Annotated in this window: 14 protein-coding genes; 10 read left to right on the top strand and 4 right to left on the bottom strand. The window is 39.2% G+C overall.

Annotated elements, in window-relative coordinates; genetic code table 11:
• Positions 1-124: 124 nt before the first annotated feature.
• A complete protein-coding gene (locus H5119_RS18490; protein WP_182703274.1) occupies positions 125-622 on the bottom strand; it encodes a hypothetical protein in 498 nt (165 codons plus the stop codon).
• Positions 623-1,097: 475 nt separating this feature from the next.
• Between H5119_RS18490 and H5119_RS18485 the strand changes: the two genes are divergently transcribed.
• Together H5119_RS18485 and H5119_RS18480 are read left to right on the top strand one after the other, a co-directional pair.
• Positions 1,098-1,643: an AidA/PixA family protein gene (locus tag H5119_RS18485; protein ID WP_182703273.1), complete on the top strand. Its 546-nt coding sequence runs from the start codon at positions 1,098-1,100 to the stop codon at positions 1,641-1,643.
• A gap of 686 nt (positions 1,644-2,329) precedes the next feature.
• Entirely contained in the window at positions 2,330-2,815 is a 486-nt protein-coding gene (locus H5119_RS18480) for a hypothetical protein (RefSeq protein WP_182703272.1), read from the top strand.
• Between the two features lie 33 nt (positions 2,816-2,848).
• Here H5119_RS18480 and H5119_RS18475 read toward each other — a convergent pair whose 3' ends face one another.
• Positions 2,849-4,054, bottom strand: coding sequence for an anhydro-N-acetylmuramic acid kinase (locus H5119_RS18475; RefSeq protein WP_182703271.1), 1,206 nt, complete (start codon positions 4,052-4,054; stop codon positions 2,849-2,851).
• 149 nt (positions 4,055-4,203) lie between these two features.
• Here H5119_RS18475 and H5119_RS18470 point away from each other — a divergent pair, with 149 nt between their 5' ends.
• The 4 genes from H5119_RS18470 to H5119_RS18455 all read left to right on the top strand — a co-directional run bounded on the left by H5119_RS18470 (position 4,204) and on the right by H5119_RS18455 (position 8,456).
• The gene (locus H5119_RS18470) at positions 4,204-4,698 is read left to right on the top strand and encodes a GNAT family N-acetyltransferase (protein WP_008139608.1); all 495 of its coding nucleotides are present in this window, start codon (positions 4,204-4,206) and stop codon (positions 4,696-4,698) included.
• A gap of 176 nt (positions 4,699-4,874) precedes the next feature.
• The gene (locus H5119_RS18465) at positions 4,875-5,903 is read left to right on the top strand and encodes an NADP-dependent oxidoreductase (protein ID WP_182703270.1); all 1,029 of its coding nucleotides are present in this window, start codon (positions 4,875-4,877) and stop codon (positions 5,901-5,903) included.
• Positions 5,904-5,953: 50 nt separating this feature from the next.
• Positions 5,954-6,571 (top strand): glutathione S-transferase family protein, encoded by a 618-nt coding sequence (locus H5119_RS18460; protein WP_182703269.1) that lies wholly within the window; start codon positions 5,954-5,956, stop codon positions 6,569-6,571.
• A gap of 265 nt (positions 6,572-6,836) precedes the next feature.
• The gene (locus tag H5119_RS18455) at positions 6,837-8,456 is read left to right on the top strand and encodes a methyl-accepting chemotaxis protein (protein WP_182703268.1); all 1,620 of its coding nucleotides are present in this window, start codon (positions 6,837-6,839) and stop codon (positions 8,454-8,456) included.
• 107 nt (positions 8,457-8,563) lie between these two features.
• Here the strand turns inward: H5119_RS18455 and H5119_RS18450 are convergent, their stop codons facing one another.
• Positions 8,564-8,872, bottom strand: a complete 309-nt coding sequence (locus H5119_RS18450; protein ID WP_077535485.1) for a YkgJ family cysteine cluster protein — start codon at positions 8,870-8,872, stop codon at positions 8,564-8,566.
• A 45-nt stretch (positions 8,873-8,917) separates the two neighbouring features.
• Positions 8,918-10,846, bottom strand: coding sequence for an ATP-dependent DNA helicase RecQ (locus H5119_RS18445; protein WP_182703267.1), 1,929 nt, complete (start codon positions 10,844-10,846; stop codon positions 8,918-8,920).
• Between the two features lie 301 nt (positions 10,847-11,147).
• Between H5119_RS18445 and H5119_RS18440 the strand changes: the two genes are divergently transcribed.
• From H5119_RS18440 to H5119_RS18425, 4 genes are all read left to right on the top strand, one after another.
• Entirely contained in the window at positions 11,148-12,362 is a 1,215-nt protein-coding gene (locus H5119_RS18440; RefSeq protein WP_182703266.1) for a MalY/PatB family protein, read from the top strand.
• Positions 12,363-12,661: 299 nt separating this feature from the next.
• Positions 12,662-13,225, top strand: coding sequence for an RNA polymerase sigma factor SigZ (gene sigZ / locus H5119_RS18435; RefSeq protein ID WP_182703265.1), 564 nt, complete (start codon positions 12,662-12,664; stop codon positions 13,223-13,225).
• A 361-nt stretch (positions 13,226-13,586) separates the two neighbouring features.
• Complete coding sequence (locus H5119_RS18430; protein ID WP_182703264.1) at positions 13,587-14,891, top strand: NAD(P)/FAD-dependent oxidoreductase; 1,305 nt, start codon at positions 13,587-13,589, stop codon at positions 14,889-14,891.
• A 95-nt stretch (positions 14,892-14,986) separates the two neighbouring features.
• Positions 14,987-16,486: a DUF2235 domain-containing protein gene (locus H5119_RS18425; protein ID WP_182703263.1), complete on the top strand. Its 1,500-nt coding sequence runs from the start codon at positions 14,987-14,989 to the stop codon at positions 16,484-16,486.
• Positions 16,487-16,771: the final 285 nt, after the last annotated feature.

The following is a 16,771-nucleotide window of genomic DNA, read 5'->3' as shown; positions in this document are numbered from 1 at the left end:
GCATTAGGAGCTGCAATGAGAAAGCTAATTCAAATTTGCTTTGGTGTAATAAAAAACCAAACAAAATACAAATCTGAGTTAGCATAAAATTAGGGTTGCGAGTGCTTTGGAGAGATGGTATCTACTATTTTATAAACTCTAAATACATGACCGTTACAACCATAGCCAATATAAACAGAATAATAAGCGAGAAAAAGCTAAAATTTGCAATACGTTTAAGACTCAGTACAAACTTATTTAGTGATTTACCTGCTCCAGTGCCTACCCAAGCATCGCTTACATTTGATGTGTAATTGTGTAACTCCCGACAACTATATGGGTGCTTGAAACTTAGAGCCCCGACATCAAGAGCTTTGGTTTTGCAGTGCTCAAGTAACTGAATCTCTAGAAAAATACTGATAAAAAAAGAAGCACCAACACCTAACAAGCTCAAACCGGCAATAAATAATGATATTGAAACAAACACAGCCTCATAAATTGAGAGATCATCGAAATCTGGTTGGTAGCCAATTACAAGTCCAATTAAGACAATACCAAAGCCAAACATAATAGCCATACCACTTAAGAAAAATACAGCTGCGAAAAGCCCAGAAGAAACATAAGTTACAATCCTTGGTGTCATATGGAGCGAGACCTAACGAGCCTGTAAATGAACTCGTTTTTTATTTGTTTTTATTGATAAATAAACCATAGCTGAGTTCCTATTTTGGTTCAATCGGTTACTGTATTTTTTAGCAGAAGGTAAAAAGAGTTTAGTGTTGTTTTGATTAGCGTTTTGGGAGGCGAAATTTAGGATGGATGTCTTGTTTCTTTCTTTGGATGGGTGCCATTCTAACTTCTAATTCCCAGGTTCTCACTTATGTAATAGGGTGTAATATTTTTTTGATAACTAGTGATCTATCTTTATCCTGTATTTTACCAACCACTTATTTAGACCTAGGCACAAAAAGTACTGACTCTTTAACAGAAAAATAGTGTTAAAAGACGATTAGGAAATAGTTCGGGTTAAAGACCAGTATTCAATAAACTATGTCATAGGCGGTAAAAGAAAGCCTGTAAAATTATTTTAAACAAATTTTAATAAAAGGAATATAGTCATGAATGTAATAAGCATAATACTCAACGTTGATCAAGAAAAAATATATGAATATTGGTTGAAAAAAGGTAAACCATCGAGTATCGCTATGAAGCCAGCAGACCTGCTAAAATATCTCTATATGGTAAGTGAAACTGGTAGCACCTTTACAGGGCACGCAACTTCTGATCTGATAATAGAAGCTAAACCTGGAGATGAAGTGCGCTGGTATGAAACACCAATTCAACCTAGCGCAGCTTATAGTATTTGCATAAAAGATATAATTACTCATGGTAATTGGGCCAAATACGTAGTTAGCCAAGGGGGGGACTTTGTACAATCCAGAACTGAACAAACATTAAGAGCTTACTATATAGATAAAGAACTCAGAGCAAATAGCGCCAGTATGGATTATAGTAGCGCAAAAATTATAGAAGCCGAAAAAATAGGCACGTTACCCGCTACAATAACTTACGACTTTAATCTAAGCTTGGTCGAAATGGTTAATGGTATACCAACATTAAGATGTACGTTAACGTTCGATCCAGGCATTAAAATTTTGAATTAAAGTGTACAAGACAATCCGAACTACAAGCCCAACTCCTTATCAATGAGGTTAAAGGTCTATTGGTGAGGAGTTGGGCTTACCTCATATTTTAGTTATATGGCAGAAACTCAGAGTCATTTAACGAGCCTGTAAATTAACTTGTTTTTTATTTTTTTATTGATAAACAAACCATAGCTGTGTTCCTATTTTGGTTCAATCGGTTACTTCAATTTTACGTAAAATATTAAAAGAGGATTTAGAACTATTTTAATTGCCGCTTTGGAAGGCAAAATTTAGGATGGATGTCTTGTTTATTTCTTGAGGCGACTATCACTCATGATCGTCTTGCAAGTACTCAAACGTAAAACCCATAATCGCGATATGCATGGTGGCACCATTTATTAATTAGATTTAACCAACTTCATTTAACAAACTGATATTTAAGCTTATTTATGACTTAGGATGCAATTATAAATCCGAGTAGCAAAGCCCAAATAAGACATATTGCCAGCTCCTCTCTAGCCCTGCTGGATATGATTCTCTATTGCTGATGCCTGAGAAATGATTCCAAACTAGGACAAGAATGATCCTTTTTGATCAAATCAACTTAATGTGTAGTTTTTATACTATCAGAGTCATAATTCTGTAATCTTGATAGTGGATAATTTCTATCCGATAAATATATAGACTCAAGAAGACAAAGTAAGATGAGCACACCTTTAGTGCAGCTAACATTTGCACTGCAATCATTTGAAGATCCAATGTCTGCGGCCATGAGCCACACCATGGAATACGAAAAGCTTTCGTTACAAGCCAATGAAACACATAACATTGCGCTGCAATGTGTGCTGCCTGATGCAGCGCATGAAGATGATATTATTTCGCTTAGCGCTACACATCCAAGTGCTCGTGGCGCGCAGTATTTTACTGAGCACACGTTAACGAATGCAGATCTTGAACGAGGTGTCGTAAATCTTACTTTGAGCAAAATTACACAAAGCCAGTGTTTTGTAATGCAATTGATGCTGCACGGTAAACACGCAACTTTAAAAAACAGCTTACAATTTGATATGCATATTAAGGCATTTAAACAAGGTTACTGCGCACCATTTATTAATGTAGAGCACACTAAACCGCAAGGTATTCGTCGCTATTTTACGAGTATGGGGTCTACGTTTTTATCACTATTTTAGTGCTGGTTGTACTCCTGTAACACTGATAAGTTATTAATCAGCGAAGCTTACTTTGCCCATAGTAACGCCAGCAATACCTTGCGTTGTATTATTTAAGTGTTGTTGCTCTCCTGCTAGGCATTCGTTTGCTAAAATAGCAAATAGTACGGCTTCTTTAGCGTCTGGATCGATTCCGAGTGCGTGGGTATTTTTAAACGCTTTTACCGCAGGGCAAAACGCCTGTAGCTGCTCCATTAATAATGGATTGTGTATTCCGCCGCCGCTTGCATATACCACACAGTTTGGCGCGTTTTTAACACACTCATTTATTGCTTTGCTAATAACATGAGCAGTAAATGCATTAAGCGTTGCCATTATATCGTCATGTTTTAAGTTATGTGTATTTGAACGAGTTTGAGCCGCAGCTAAATACGCTAAATTAAATACCTCAGGCCCTGTGGTTTTAGGCATGCTGAGCTTAAAAAATGCATCGTCGCATAGCGCTTCTAACAGCAATTTATTTTGCGTACCGGCTTTTGCAAGCGCAGCATCATTATCGTAATGCATATCACAAAAATAACGCTGCACGTAAGCATCCATAATAGTATTACCAGGGCCAATATCTGAGCTAAATACCGCGCTTGCGTTACCACATTTAGGTAGATACGTGAGATTAGCTATCCCCCCCATATTTAGCAAAATACGGTTTTCGGCTGCGCTCGAAAAATACAAATAGTCGCCATATACCGCCAGTGGTGCGCCCTCACCTCCTGCGGCTATGTGTTTTTGCCTAAAATCACCAATGGTAGTAATACCCGTTGTAACCGCTATTCGATCGCTGTCGCCAATTTGTAAGGTGCCGTTATTAAAGTCTTTATGATTATGCTGCGATTGCGGACAGTGATAAATTGTTTGCCCGTGGCTGGCTATCACGTCTATATCGGCTGGGTTTATATTCCACTTAGTTAAGCACTGATTAACCAATGTGCCATGGTGCTTTCCTACCCACGGGTGCAGTAAAGTCACAAGTTCTAAATCGCACTCTCGCTTAGCAAATACCTGCTTTATTTTAGTTTTATAATCGTCGTTGTAATCAATGGTGGTAAAATTTAAAACCTCAATGTGTGTATTTAAGCCCGCGCCCGTTACCTTGCAAAGCGCTACATCGAGTCCGTCTAACGAGGTGCCACTCATTAAACCAATAATTAAACGGCTTGGCTTTTGCGCGCTGTTATAGAGTGCTTTAATGTGTGGGTGCATAATGGCATTTAAAATAGGACTAATATTTTGCTTATATTAGAGGACTTTAAAACAAAGTAATAGCCGTAAACCGTTTAATTTAGGTTCTGATTGTTTAACTCTTAAATGATTGCTAAGTTAGCGTGCATACTAAAAATTTATGGAAAAATATGATCACCCTCAGAGATTTTAAAGCCCAAGACGCGCCTTTTATTATTAACACCTTAAATGATGAACAGGTGACTCGTTACTTATCGTCAAAAATTCCGTTTCCGTATACTCAAGCCGATGCTGATTGGTGGATAAACCAAGGCTCAAAAAACGGTATTATTAAGGCCATTGTTGTAAATGGAGAATTTGCGGGCTGTATTGGCATAACTTCCGGCGAATTTGAATACAGCCACAGTGGCGAAATTGGTTATTGGCTAAATAAAACCTATTGGGGGCAAGGCATTATTACTCGCGCTATTGAACTTATCTGCGAAGAAGCGTTTGCGCAATCTAACCTAAATAGAATTTTTGGCGCTGTGTTTGCTGGTAATACCGGCTCTATGAAGGCACTTACTAAGAGCGGCTTTGAGCAAGAGGCTGTGCTTAAACAGGCCATTTATAAAAATGGGGTGTTTTACAACAATCATATATTTAGTAAGCTCAAAGCAGACTAATTACTCTAATTAAATCTGCGCAAAGGTTGAATTATCAACCACCCGCCCAAAACTCCTTTATCAAGGTACGCATTGTACATATTCATACTGCTTATTCGCGCATTCTTGTTTAGCTGAACACAATTTTAAAGCGTAAACATTCGATAAGTAGTTTATTTATATTAATAGGAGATTTTATGTCTACAACTAGTCGCCAACTTACTCTTAAATCACGCCCACACGGCGCGCCCAGCAATGAAAACTTTGAATTAAAAACGGTAGAGCTTCCTGCATTAAAAGATGGCGAAGTGTTATTGCGTACTATTTATTTATCATTAGACCCATACATGCGTGGCCGTATGAGCGATGCTAAGTCGTACGCTGATCCTGTCAATATTGGCGATGTCATGGTTGGTGCAACAGTGTGCCAAATAGAAGACTCTAAAAACGATAAGTTTAGCAAAGGCGAATGGGTACTTGCCTACACAGGTTGGCAAGACTACGCCATTACCAACGGCGAAGGCTTAATGCAATTAGGAAAAGAGCCTACAAATCCTTCGTACGCGTTAGGTATAATGGGTATGCCTGGTTTTACAGCTTACATGGGCTTGCTTGATATTGGCGCACCAAAAGAAGGTGAAACCGTAGTAGTCGCAGCCGCAACAGGTCCAGTGGGCGCAACGGTTGGTCAAATAGCTAAAATTAAAGGCTGTAAAGTAGTGGGCGTTGCTGGCGGTAGCGAAAAATGTGCCCACGCAATTGAAAAGCTAGGCTTTGATGCGTGTATTGATCACAAAGCAGATGACTTTGCAGCGCAACTAGAAAAAGCCTGCGACAAAGGTATTGATGTTTACTACGAAAATGTGGGCGGAAAAGTATTCGACGCCGTATTACCTTTGCTTAACACCGCCGCACGCGTACCACTGTGCGGTTTAGTATCGCAATATAACGCAACGGGTTTACCAGAGGGTCCAGACCGTTTAGGTATGTTAATGGGCCAACTGCTTACTAAGCGTATTAAAATGCAAGGCTTTATTATTTTTGATGATTACGGCGACCGCTACGACGAATTTGCACAAGACATGCAAAAATGGCTACAAGATGGAAAAATTCAATACCGCGAACACATGGTAGAAGGTATCGAAAACACAGTTAGCGCGTTTAACGATATGATCAGCGGTAAAAACTTTGGTAAAACAGTGGTTAAAATCAACCAGCCGCTTTAATTTTAAACGGCTTATTAAGTATCGCGCTTTATAAGCCTGCAAGGACAGACATGATCAAACTACACCATTTAAATAAATCCCGTTCTAAACGCATAATTTGGCTTTTAGAAGAACTAGATGTTGATTACGAAATTGTCGCTTATCAGCGCAATAAAGACACCTTCCTAGCTCCTGACGAACTAAAGCATATCCATCAACTTGGTAAGTCGCCGGTAATTGAAGACGACGGCTTAATTGTTACCGAATCAGGCGCTATTACCGACTACCTTATTACTAAATATGGTAATGGCAAATTTGCTCCACAAGTAGGCACAGCTGATTACGTTGACTACCAGCAATGGCTGCACTTTGCAGAAAGCTCTGCAATTTTACCGCTTTTACTTAAAATGTTTGTACTTAAAGACGGCGCTAAAACACAGTTTTTAGAGGGCTATGCAGACGCTGAAACAGCTAAAGTAATTAGCTACTTTAACGACCGCCTAGAAGGTAAACGTTATTTAGTGGGCGACACCTTAACCGGCGCCGATTTTATGATGTCGTTTATTGTTGAAATTGTTAAAAACTCAGGTCAATTAGCGCACTTTAAAAACCTGGTTGAATACGATGAACAGTTACGAAGTCATGAAAAATTTCATACGGCTGACGAACTTGAAGCCAAATACGACTAGTCAATGGCATAGCACAGATAACTGAAAGAGGCCTTAGGCCTCTTTTTTGTTTTTATAGCTCTGCAATTAAATCGCAACCTAATAGAACATATTTTAATCCTGAAAGGTCAACAGGCCCTCATTTTATATACATATATTTTACAAAAAAAGCGGATTGTTGTGCTAAATACTGTTCCTATAGTGCATAATGGACTAATTATTATAAAATTTTCTTAATTGTACTGGTGGCCTACAAAGTCAGTACTTCTCACATTTGGAACAAACCATGACCATAAATATGCGCTTAGCCACTGGGTTTGGTGTGATCTTATCGATGATGCTTATTTTAACAATTATCGGAATTTCACGCGTTAGCCTTATTAATAACAATATTACGCAAATGACCGATGTGAATTCAGTAAAGCAACGTTACGCTATAAATTATAGAGGGAGTGTACACGACAGAGCAATTGCCGTTCGTGATGTTGTTTTAATGACTGACCAAAGTGACTTAAGTACAGTTTTTAATGATATAGAAGAACTAGACGCTTTTTATCAAACATCAAGTCGCGCCATGAGTCAACTCACTGCCAATATGTCCAGTGAAGAACGCTCACTAATTAAAAAAATCAATCAAATAGAGCAACGTACTCAGCCTTTAATCAAAACCATAATAAGTGCAAAAAAAGCAGGTAATTTAAATCAAGCGTCGAGCGTTTTATTAACGGATGCCCGCCCAGCATTTACACAATGGCTTAATACCATAAACCAGTTTATAAACTTGCAAGAACAAGCAAATCAAATGACAACTATCGATACCCGCGAAGTAGCTAGCTCGTTTAGAATATGGATGATTTTATTAACAACGCTTGCCACTTTAATCGGTGCCGGTGTTGCCTATGTTATTAGCCAGCAGATCAGAAACTCGGTAGGTGGCGAACCGCAAGAAGCCGCAGAAGTAATTGCACTTATTGCCCAAGGCGATTTAACCGCAGATGTTTATTCGTGTTGCCCTAACAGCATGATGGCCTCTGTAGGCGTAATGCAAAGTAAATTAAAAACCATTGTCGATAGTATAATTAATTCATCTGAAGAGCTATCGACCCACTCTGCAAGCGTGGCATCGGGTTCTCAACAAGCACTTAGCGCTGCCGACACACAAGTGACGTATATAAATTCAGCAGTGAGTAGTTTAGAGGAGATGAGCAGAAGCATTAATTCTGTTGCCGGCTCAGTCAAACAAACTGAAGACAATTCAAAAATTACAGCGCAGTTATCTCAGCAAGGGAGTTCAGCGGTACAAAAAGTGGCGGCTGAGATAGAACAAATTTCTGTTACGGTAAAAGCGACAGTTACCCAAGTAAATGTACTGCAAGAGCACGTAAAACATATCGGTGATATTTTAAGTGTGATCCGCAGTATTTCTGATCAAACTAATTTATTAGCACTTAATGCCGCGATTGAAGCCGCCAGAGCGGGTGATTCTGGTCGTGGATTTGCAGTAGTCGCTGATGAAGTAAGGCAACTTGCTCAGCGTACTGGCGATGCAACGGGCGATATTGAAAAAATGATTTTGCAAGTACAAGAAAACACGCAAGCGTCGGTAACCGCGATGGAAACCACTGTACCGCAAGTAGAAAATGGTTTAACGCTTACCCACGAAGCAAACGAGTTACTTCATCAAATACAACAACAAGCTAATGACTCATTACATAACGTGCTGGAAATTGTTGAGGCGACATCAACCCAAGTAGCCACCGTGGCACAAATAAGTACCGGCGTTGAAGAAATTGCTAATATGTCCAAAGAAACCAGTATGTCGTTAAATAGTAACGCACAAGAAGCAGTGGCATTAGCGGATCTGTCGGGCACACTCAAAAAGTATATTAGTTACTTTAAAGTGTAAGAGTTTAGCGTTTTACAGCAATTTAAAAAGGGGCTTTAAGCCCCTTTTTTGTAGGTAGTAATAGTTATATGTAGGTATAACCTAGTTAACTAACCTAAACGATATAACTATATACCCGCTAAATCACGCTCGGTAATACACTCGTCTGAGGCCATTTCAAACTCGCGGCACACTAATGGGCGGTTTTCGTAAATGGAGCACATAAGCGTATTACGATCGAGTGCTTGGCACCAGCCGTCGTCAGCGCGTTTCATTACTTCGCTGCCCCATTTATCGTATTCTATATAGTTAAAAGGCACGCCGGTGTCGGTTACTATGCGCACTTCTAATTGGCAACAACAGGCTTGGCAGTTAGCACACGTAACGGGCTCTGGGGTAGTCGTAATATTTTCAACGGGAATAACAATATGCGGCATAGTGGCTTACTTTTTTGAATAAGCCACTAGGATACAGTAACTAGTTTAACGCGCTAGTAGTTTTGCTTTAATATCGCCGTAACGCATCTGCTCGCACAATGCAAAGCCACTCAGCTGGCGTACTTTATTGCGCGTAAATAACGGTACGCTCATCCCCGCTAAAAAACGGCATTGGGTTTCAACACCCACGTTTTGATGATTTTTACCTGCCATATGCGCTAAAAACTCATCTACTTTTTGATAAATAAGTTGCTCATCAATGTGCGCAGGCTTTATAGAGTACTCAAGCTTAACCGCATGACCTCTACACACACTACAATGCCCACATTGCTCAGGGGCATTTTGATCGTCAAAATAGCGCGCTAAGTTATAGCTTAAGCAACTTGGCAGCTCAAAAAAGCGTATCAGTGCAGCTATACGCTTAATTTCGGCCTGTTCTTTGTCGGTAAAGTAGTCGTGAAGTTGCTGCGCAAGCTCGGGATTATTTATAACCTCCCCATGCACTTTATATACTTGGGTAATACGTTTGGTCTCAAGCGTTATTAGGTTTTTTTCGGCTAGGTAATCAAGAGCGGCCACTACACGTTTGCGATCAACCTGCGCAGCTTGTGTAAGGGAGTCAAAATTTAACGTGCCCCATATTTTTTTAAAATCAGTGTGGCTAAATATTTGTGTTAAAAATGCTTGGCGTTGCTCGTCAAAGTGACTAAGTAGCTCATTTTTATCGACCAAAAATTTATATTTAAAATCGGCGTAGTACGCATATTGTGGCGTTATTGCTCCTTGCATTTCGAGCTGTACTAACAAGGTTTTAAGGGCCAATTGTCTAATATTGCTTTCGCTTGAAAGGCTGTACTCTTGCATTTCCCATTGCTGGTGGCTTTGGCGAATATCGTTAATTACGTATTCAATACCGCTAAGCTCTGGCGTGTCGCCATATACAAAGTTTTCTACCGTATTGAGCCCGTCTAAATTAGCAAGCGTGTAACAGTTTGACGGATGACCATCGCGCCCTGCTCGGCCAATTTCTTGGCTGTAGTTTTCTATCGATTTAGGCAAATCGTAATGTATAACAAAACGAATATCCGATTTATCAACACCCATACCAAAGGCGATGGTTGCCACTACAACATTAATTTTACCGCCCATAAAATCATCTTGAATTTGCCACCTAAGCGTATCTTCAAGCCCGGCATGATAAGCCACTGCTTGCAGGCCTTGCGCGGTTAATACATTAGCTACTTGCTCTGCGCTTTGCTGTAGTGTTACGTACACAATCCCGGGGCCACTTTGTGCGCGTACAATATTGGCAAGTTCGGTATTTTTATCGGCGGTTTTAACACTCAACACGCTTAAATCTAAATTAGCGCGGTAAAAGCCCGTTTGCACAATGCACTCAGGTGCAATAGCAAAACGCTCGGCCATATCGCGCTTTACTTTTTTAGTTGCCGTTGCCGTAAGCAACAACACTAAAGGAATATTAAGCTCTTCGCGGTAACGCGGGAGCTTTAAGTAGTCGGGTCTAAAGTTATGACCCCATTCAGATATACAATGCGCTTCGTCTACCACCAGCATTGAAAGTGCCACTTGACTTATAAACTCTCTAAAACGCTCGTTTTTAAATCGCTCAACCGAGACCATTAGTACTTTAATTTTGCCGTTTCGCACGTCGTTCATTACGGTGCTACTTTGCATTTGATCTTGGCTCGAATCAAGGCTAGCTGCATAAATTCCTTTACTATTTAAAAAGCTAATTTGATCTTTCATTAAGGCAAGCAGTGGCGACACCACAAGCGTTAAATTAGGTAAGTGCAATGCGGTGAGTTGGTAACACAACGATTTACCCGAGCCGGTCGGAAATATCGCCAGCGACGATTGACCATTTAAAAGCTGCTCTATAGTTTGTTGTTGCCCTGTTCTAAATTGGCTGAAACCAAAATGTTGTTCAAGTGATTGAATTAATGACGCGGTCATAAGTGTCCTTTCGTTGTTTTTAAACAGCGATTTAACTGCACAGCTAGGCGATAAAAACGTGAGTATAACTTATATGCCTTTGATCATCATTTTTACAGCTAGCTTAGTATTAAAATAGTGAGAGTAGGCGAGGACTCATACAGCTCCAACACACGCTACAATAAAATCATATCTAAATAGAACAAGCCTTAATTTTGAAAGGTCGGTATACCCTGATAAAAATTTATAACTTTTTTGCGTCTTTTATAAGGTAGCGACGTCTTACCTATAAGATATTTCACAAACACTTAATAGGTTAATTATGAATCTTGAACGCAAAAATGATGAAACCGAGAATAGCTTTATTCGTAATAATAAAGTTATGCTGAAAAATATTTTTGGAACCACAAATGTTACTCCTTATTGGGTGGCAGATATGGATTTCACTATAGCTCCACAGATTAAAAAAGAATTACAACGTCTTGTTGATAGAGGAAACTTTGCTTATGAATTCAGTTCGCTAGACGTTTTTAAAGCGATTAGTAATTGGTACCAACGCAGACACCAATTAACTTTAAATACTGATAATTTTGTACAGGTAACCGGTGTATTAACAGGTATTGCTTTGTTGATCCGTGAACTCACAAAAGAGGGCGATAGCATTTTAATTCAAACACCTGCGTATCATCAATTTTCTAAAGTTATTAGCACAGCCAATAGAACGATAGTTAAGAATCCATTAAAGATAGAAGATGGTAAATATGAGATCGATTTTAAGGATCTATCCAAAAAAATGTCTTCTGAAAAAGTAAAAGCAATGATTTTATGCAGTCCCCACAATCCTGTTGGTCGTGTTTGGCGAAAAGAAGAACTTGAACAAATTCTACTCATTGCGAAGAAGCATAATGTCACTATTATCAGCGATGAGATTCATTCAGACATAATCTATCAAGGACACAAATTCATCAGCCTAATGGCAAGCGGAGCAAATAACCACGTTGCTTTAATAGGCTCACCTTCGAAAACGTTTGGTATGCAAAGCATTTCAAACGGGTATATATATACTGAAAATAAAACAATCCTTGAAAATATGCGATTACAAACAGAGTCTTTATACCTCGATCATGGTAATGCATTTACTACGTTCGCCACTATTGCAGCTTTCGAACATGCTGAAGAATGGTTAAATGAATTTTTAGGTTATATGCAAGGAAATATAGATTGGATCAGCCAATTTTTAATGAACGAACTGCCTTCCATAAAAATGTTTCCAGTAGAAGGTACTTATCAAGTTTGGTTAGATTTTTCTGCAACGGGTTTTGAAGGGAATGAATTAACAAAAATAGTAGGAGAGGCTGGTTTTGGTGTATCTCCTGGTACTTGGTTTAGTAGCAATGCGACGCAATTTACGCGTATGAACTTTGCTAGTCCAAGGGAGCAAATAAAAACATCATTTGAGCGTTTGAAAAACGTATTGGCACAATCAAGCTTGCCGACTGTCGTGGATAAAAAAGAAATTCCGAGCAGTTGCTGCTAATATTTATGCCAATTAGCTTGGGTCTATTTTGAGATAGGAAATATTGTCGATAACAAAGAAAATTTGTTATTTTATTGTTATCGGCCATCGCCTCTGAATTTATGAAGTCGTATATCAGACATTTTTCTATTTTGTTAAAAATTATATTACGGAACATATACCTATGGATTAGTAAAAAACCTGAAAATAGTCTACTAAAGCTTTACCCAATGTTTAACCATATTTATATAAAAAATAACGCACTTCCTCAAAAGTAGTGCCTTAATAAAAAATTTTAATTCATAGTAAAAGAGGTTTATATGTTTTCTGAATGGGAAAGCCATAGGCAGCAACTAAAAAGTTATATCAATAAAAAAGTTGATGATCCAAACATAGTAGAAGACATACTTCATGACGTTTACATTAAGGCAAGTGCAAACCTTAAGCAGCTGAAAAAAAAGACAAGCCTTAAAAGCTGGTTGTACAGCATTACCAAAAATACCATCATAGATTATTATAGAAAACGAGAAAACTATGATGAATTACCTGAAAATATTGTTGAGGAACGAGACGATTATGTTGAAAAAAACCACCAAGATATCGCCAAATGTATTGTGCCTCTGCTCCAAGAACTACCTGAGAAGTATCGCATCCCACTCGAGTTATCGGAACTTGAAGAAATAAGCCAACAAGATATAGCAAGTAAACTTGGTCTATCGTTATCTTGTGCAAAAAGTCGTGTACAAAGAGGGCGACATAAGCTTCGTGAAATAATACTCGCATGTTGTGATTTCGAAATTGCAAACGGTGGAATTACGGACTACACCCCACGAAATGAAAAAGCATTAAAATATTATGATAATATGCGCAGAAGATTTACCTAAATTAAGTCGTTCATCCTATCAATTAAAGTGTCATTTCAGCAATGCTGATACTTATAAGCTAAAAATGTACCTAAGATGATTTTTTTGTCTTTAAGATACAATAAATAACACTGTTTTTTTGCTGACATATCCTTTATTTAGGCGCAAAATAACCCCACTAAATACCGTATAAACCTTAACTCTGGATAATAAATCTATTTTAAGCAGCTATTTTCATCATTCACTGCGTTGACTTTACAGAAATAGACCCGCAGGTTATACCAATACGTTTGCCAAAAATAATTTTTGCGATACCCAAATAACCTTAAAACACTAAAAATAATACAGATTATTTGGGTATATTATTTTTAAGGGCAACGTTATGAGTATTACAATACCTAAAATCGTCGTTATTGGCGGTGGTGCTGGCGGATTAGAGCTTGCAACCCAACTTGGGCATAAACTAGGGAAAAAAAATCACGCAGATATACTGCTAATAGACAAGAATCGTACCCACATATGGAAGCCGTTACTGCACGAAGTAGCGACAGGCTCTATTGACCCCGATTTAGATGGCGTTGTGTATTCAGCCCATGCCGCAAAACATAATTATCGTTTTCAACTAGGAACGTTTTGCAATATAGACCAAAGCAATAAAACAATTACCCTCTCCCCACTTAACGATGAGTTAGGCCATACCATTTTACCTGGCCGCTCTGTACGCTACGATCACCTTGTTATTGCCATTGGCAGCGTAAGTAACGACTTTAATACCCCTGGTATAAAAGAGCATTGCTACTTTTTAGATTCAAGCCAACAAGCAGAGCGCTTTCAGCACTCATTACTAGATAGCTTTACGCGCCTTCATCAAGACGACAACCAACAACAATCGCTTAATATCGCCATTGTAGGTGGCGGCGCTACGGGTGTTGAGCTCTCTGCTGAGCTTTACCATGTGTCGGAGCTATTAAAACTTTATGGCTTAACGAATATGTCCTCTAAACGTTTACATATTCATTTGATAGAAGCCGGCCCGCGTATTTTGCCTGCATTACCTGAGCGCATAGCTACCAGCGCCAAACGCGAACTATTAAAACTTGGCGTAAATGTGCGAGAGCAAACTCAAGTAAAAGAAGGCACCGCACAAGGGTTTATCACCAAAGATGATGAACACATTGATGCCGATATTATGGTATGGGCGGCAGGTGTAAAAGCGCCTGATTTTATTAAAAACTTAGGTATTTTTGAGCTGACTCGTAGCAATCAAATTCAAGTAAACGAGTTTTTACAAAGCACCGTTGATAAGAGCATTTTTGTATTAGGCGATTGCTGCGCATTTACCCAAGCCGATGGCAAGCAAGTACCACCACGCGCACAATCGGCGCATCAAATGGCGCAGTGCGTTGAAAAAAACCTAATAGCAACACTAAAGCAGCAACCACTACGCGGCTTTAAATACAGCGATCATGGCTCGCTGGTTAACTTATCGAGCTACAGCACCGTGGGTAACTTAATGGGTAATCTCACCAGTAATACCTTTTTTATTGAAGGTAAAATTGCCCGCTTTATGTATATATCTTTATACCGTATGCATCAACGCGCCATTCACGGCAGCGCAAAAACTTTTGCATTATGGATAAGCGAAAAAGTATTACGTGTTGTGCGTCCAAAAATGAAATTGCATTAAAGGCGGTTTAAATTAAAGACAGTGAGCGCTATCACTGTCTTTAATTTTTAACACGGTTTGTGTAGAGTATTTAAAACAAATAAAGGATTAGGGCTATGGCGGGAAAAACGCTAATTTTTAACTTTGACGGCACAGGTAACGATCCTCGTGACGCAGAGCAATTTAGCTCAGAACACTTTAAAGAAGACGCCAGTATTTCTAATATCCTAAAATTGCACTTACTACTTGGCGGTAAGTTAGAAAACGCCACTACCACTGCATTTTCAAACCAACTTAGTTTTTACTACCAAGGTATTGGTACTAAAGGTAGCCACTTAAAGCGCGTACTAAATCAAACATTTGCGCCACGAAGTGACGATGTAGCTAGCATTTTAAATCAAGCTTTTAGTGATTTTAAGGCTCATTACCAACGTGGCGACACATTACTTTTAACTGGTTTTAGCCGAGGTGCTGCGCTTGCTAGGCGATTTGCTAAATGCCTTGAACGCTTAATAAACGAAAACGTTTATTTATGTGTATTTGATACCGTGGCCTCTATTGGCTTATCAAAAATAAATAAAGCGGCTTATGGCGCAGAGCATGTTATTTTTGAAAACTACACCATAGCAACAAATGTTACTCAAGCTCTGCACTGCGTAGCCCTTGATGAAAAAAGACGTGCGTTTGAACCCACTCTTATGAATCACCAAAGTAATATTACTGAGCTGTGGTTTGCTGGCGCGCATTCTGATATTGGCGGCGGTTATTATCGCGATGGTTTAGCTGATATTTGCCTACGCTACGCCTTAGAATGGTTAATAGAGCAGCCGCTTAGTATATCTTTGCTAACCAGCCATAGTATAGATTACGAAACATTACTACCTGATAGTAACTTAGTGGCGCAAGATGATGTTACCGTGATACCCGATCCACTTGCATTGAGTCATCAACAAAATTACTTTTGGTTTAACCCGCTGTTAAAATTAATAGACAGGGAATGCGCCGTATTACTAGATAACGAAACCAGCAGCCTTAAACCGCTCGTGCACCACAGCGTAGCTGAGCGCATTAATAAACTGACAAGCTATCGACCAGAGTCATTAAAAAAGCGGCAATATAAAATTAGTTACAGCGACAACAGCACGTTGAGTTTTATAGGGTTAAGCGCTCATATTGAGCTGGCTAATCAAAACATGAGTATGCTGAGCATTAACCAAAGCCAAGATGTAACCGTGTTTGCCAGTGAGCACTACAATGCGACAGGCTTAATGCTTGAACTAGGTGCTACGTATCGCTTTGCACCCTACCCAAATCAATATTGGTTTGACGATGGTATAAAGTGCACACCATTAGGCTGGAGCCGCGATAATGTGCAACTTGGTGTAAAAGAAATCCCCATGGCAGTGCTTGAACCGTTTAGACGATTGCCTCACGCACAATGGTTTTCGTTAATAGGCGCTATAAATAAAAGCGACGATCATCTATTCGAAATAGCAGATGGCGCAGATATTAAAATCACTAAATCGGGTGAGTTTTGTCCATTTGCAAATGACTTAAGCCGCTTTTATGGTGCGAATGCAGGTAAAGTAAAAATGAAAGTAACAAGATTGAGTTAGTTTATTTTCAGCTAGGCGTTTTTAAAACACACACTATTTAACCTGAACTCTGGTTATTTAATATAGTTTATAAGCGCAAGGGCTTGCTAGGGCGTGTGGACCTTTCGTGATTGATTTTGCAGCAGTGTGTTTGGTTTTTAGGCAAGGCAGCGCCTATGTGGTGTGGTTATTCCCCATAAATAGGCGATAACGCAGCATAAATGCCAAACATGCGCTGCCCTTTGGGTTCTTTCTAGGGACGATTAACTCTTTGTTGCTCGGTTTTTACTTAGCCCACTAGGTTAC

Origin of the sequence: Pseudoalteromonas sp. SG45-5 (assembly GCF_014164085.1) — a bacterium.
GTDB classification, from domain to species: Bacteria; Pseudomonadota; Gammaproteobacteria; order Enterobacterales; family Alteromonadaceae; genus Pseudoalteromonas; species Pseudoalteromonas aliena.
The sequence above is the reverse complement of the archived record's forward strand: the minus strand, read 5'-3'. Positions and strand labels throughout refer to the sequence as shown.

What these genes read in the sequence shown, in the direction of transcription:
- H5119_RS18455 (WP_182703268.1), top strand. Translation starts at nt 6,837, where the DNA reads ATGACCATAAATATGCGCTTAGCCACTGGGTTTGGTGTGATCTTATCG.
- H5119_RS18450 (WP_077535485.1), bottom strand. Translation starts at nt 8,872, where the DNA reads ATGCCGCATATTGTTATTCCCGTTGAAAATATTACGACTACCCCAGAG.
- H5119_RS18485 (WP_182703273.1), top strand. Translation starts at nt 1,098, where the DNA reads ATGAATGTAATAAGCATAATACTCAACGTTGATCAAGAAAAAATATAT.
- H5119_RS18475 (WP_182703271.1), bottom strand. Translation starts at nt 4,054, where the DNA reads ATGCACCCACACATTAAAGCACTCTATAACAGCGCGCAAAAGCCAAGC.
- H5119_RS18480 (WP_182703272.1), top strand. Translation starts at nt 2,330, where the DNA reads ATGAGCACACCTTTAGTGCAGCTAACATTTGCACTGCAATCATTTGAA.
- H5119_RS18425 (WP_182703263.1), top strand. Translation starts at nt 14,987, where the DNA reads ATGGCGGGAAAAACGCTAATTTTTAACTTTGACGGCACAGGTAACGAT.
- H5119_RS18465 (WP_182703270.1), top strand. Translation starts at nt 4,875, where the DNA reads ATGTCTACAACTAGTCGCCAACTTACTCTTAAATCACGCCCACACGGC.
- H5119_RS18460 (WP_182703269.1), top strand. Translation starts at nt 5,954, where the DNA reads ATGATCAAACTACACCATTTAAATAAATCCCGTTCTAAACGCATAATT.
- H5119_RS18430 (WP_182703264.1), top strand. Translation starts at nt 13,587, where the DNA reads ATGAGTATTACAATACCTAAAATCGTCGTTATTGGCGGTGGTGCTGGC.
- H5119_RS18445 (WP_182703267.1), bottom strand. Translation starts at nt 10,846, where the DNA reads ATGACCGCGTCATTAATTCAATCACTTGAACAACATTTTGGTTTCAGC.
- H5119_RS18490 (WP_182703274.1), bottom strand. Translation starts at nt 622, where the DNA reads ATGACACCAAGGATTGTAACTTATGTTTCTTCTGGGCTTTTCGCAGCT.
- sigZ (WP_182703265.1), top strand. Translation starts at nt 12,662, where the DNA reads ATGTTTTCTGAATGGGAAAGCCATAGGCAGCAACTAAAAAGTTATATC.
- H5119_RS18470 (WP_008139608.1), top strand. Translation starts at nt 4,204, where the DNA reads ATGATCACCCTCAGAGATTTTAAAGCCCAAGACGCGCCTTTTATTATT.
- H5119_RS18440 (WP_182703266.1), top strand. Translation starts at nt 11,148, where the DNA reads ATGAATCTTGAACGCAAAAATGATGAAACCGAGAATAGCTTTATTCGT.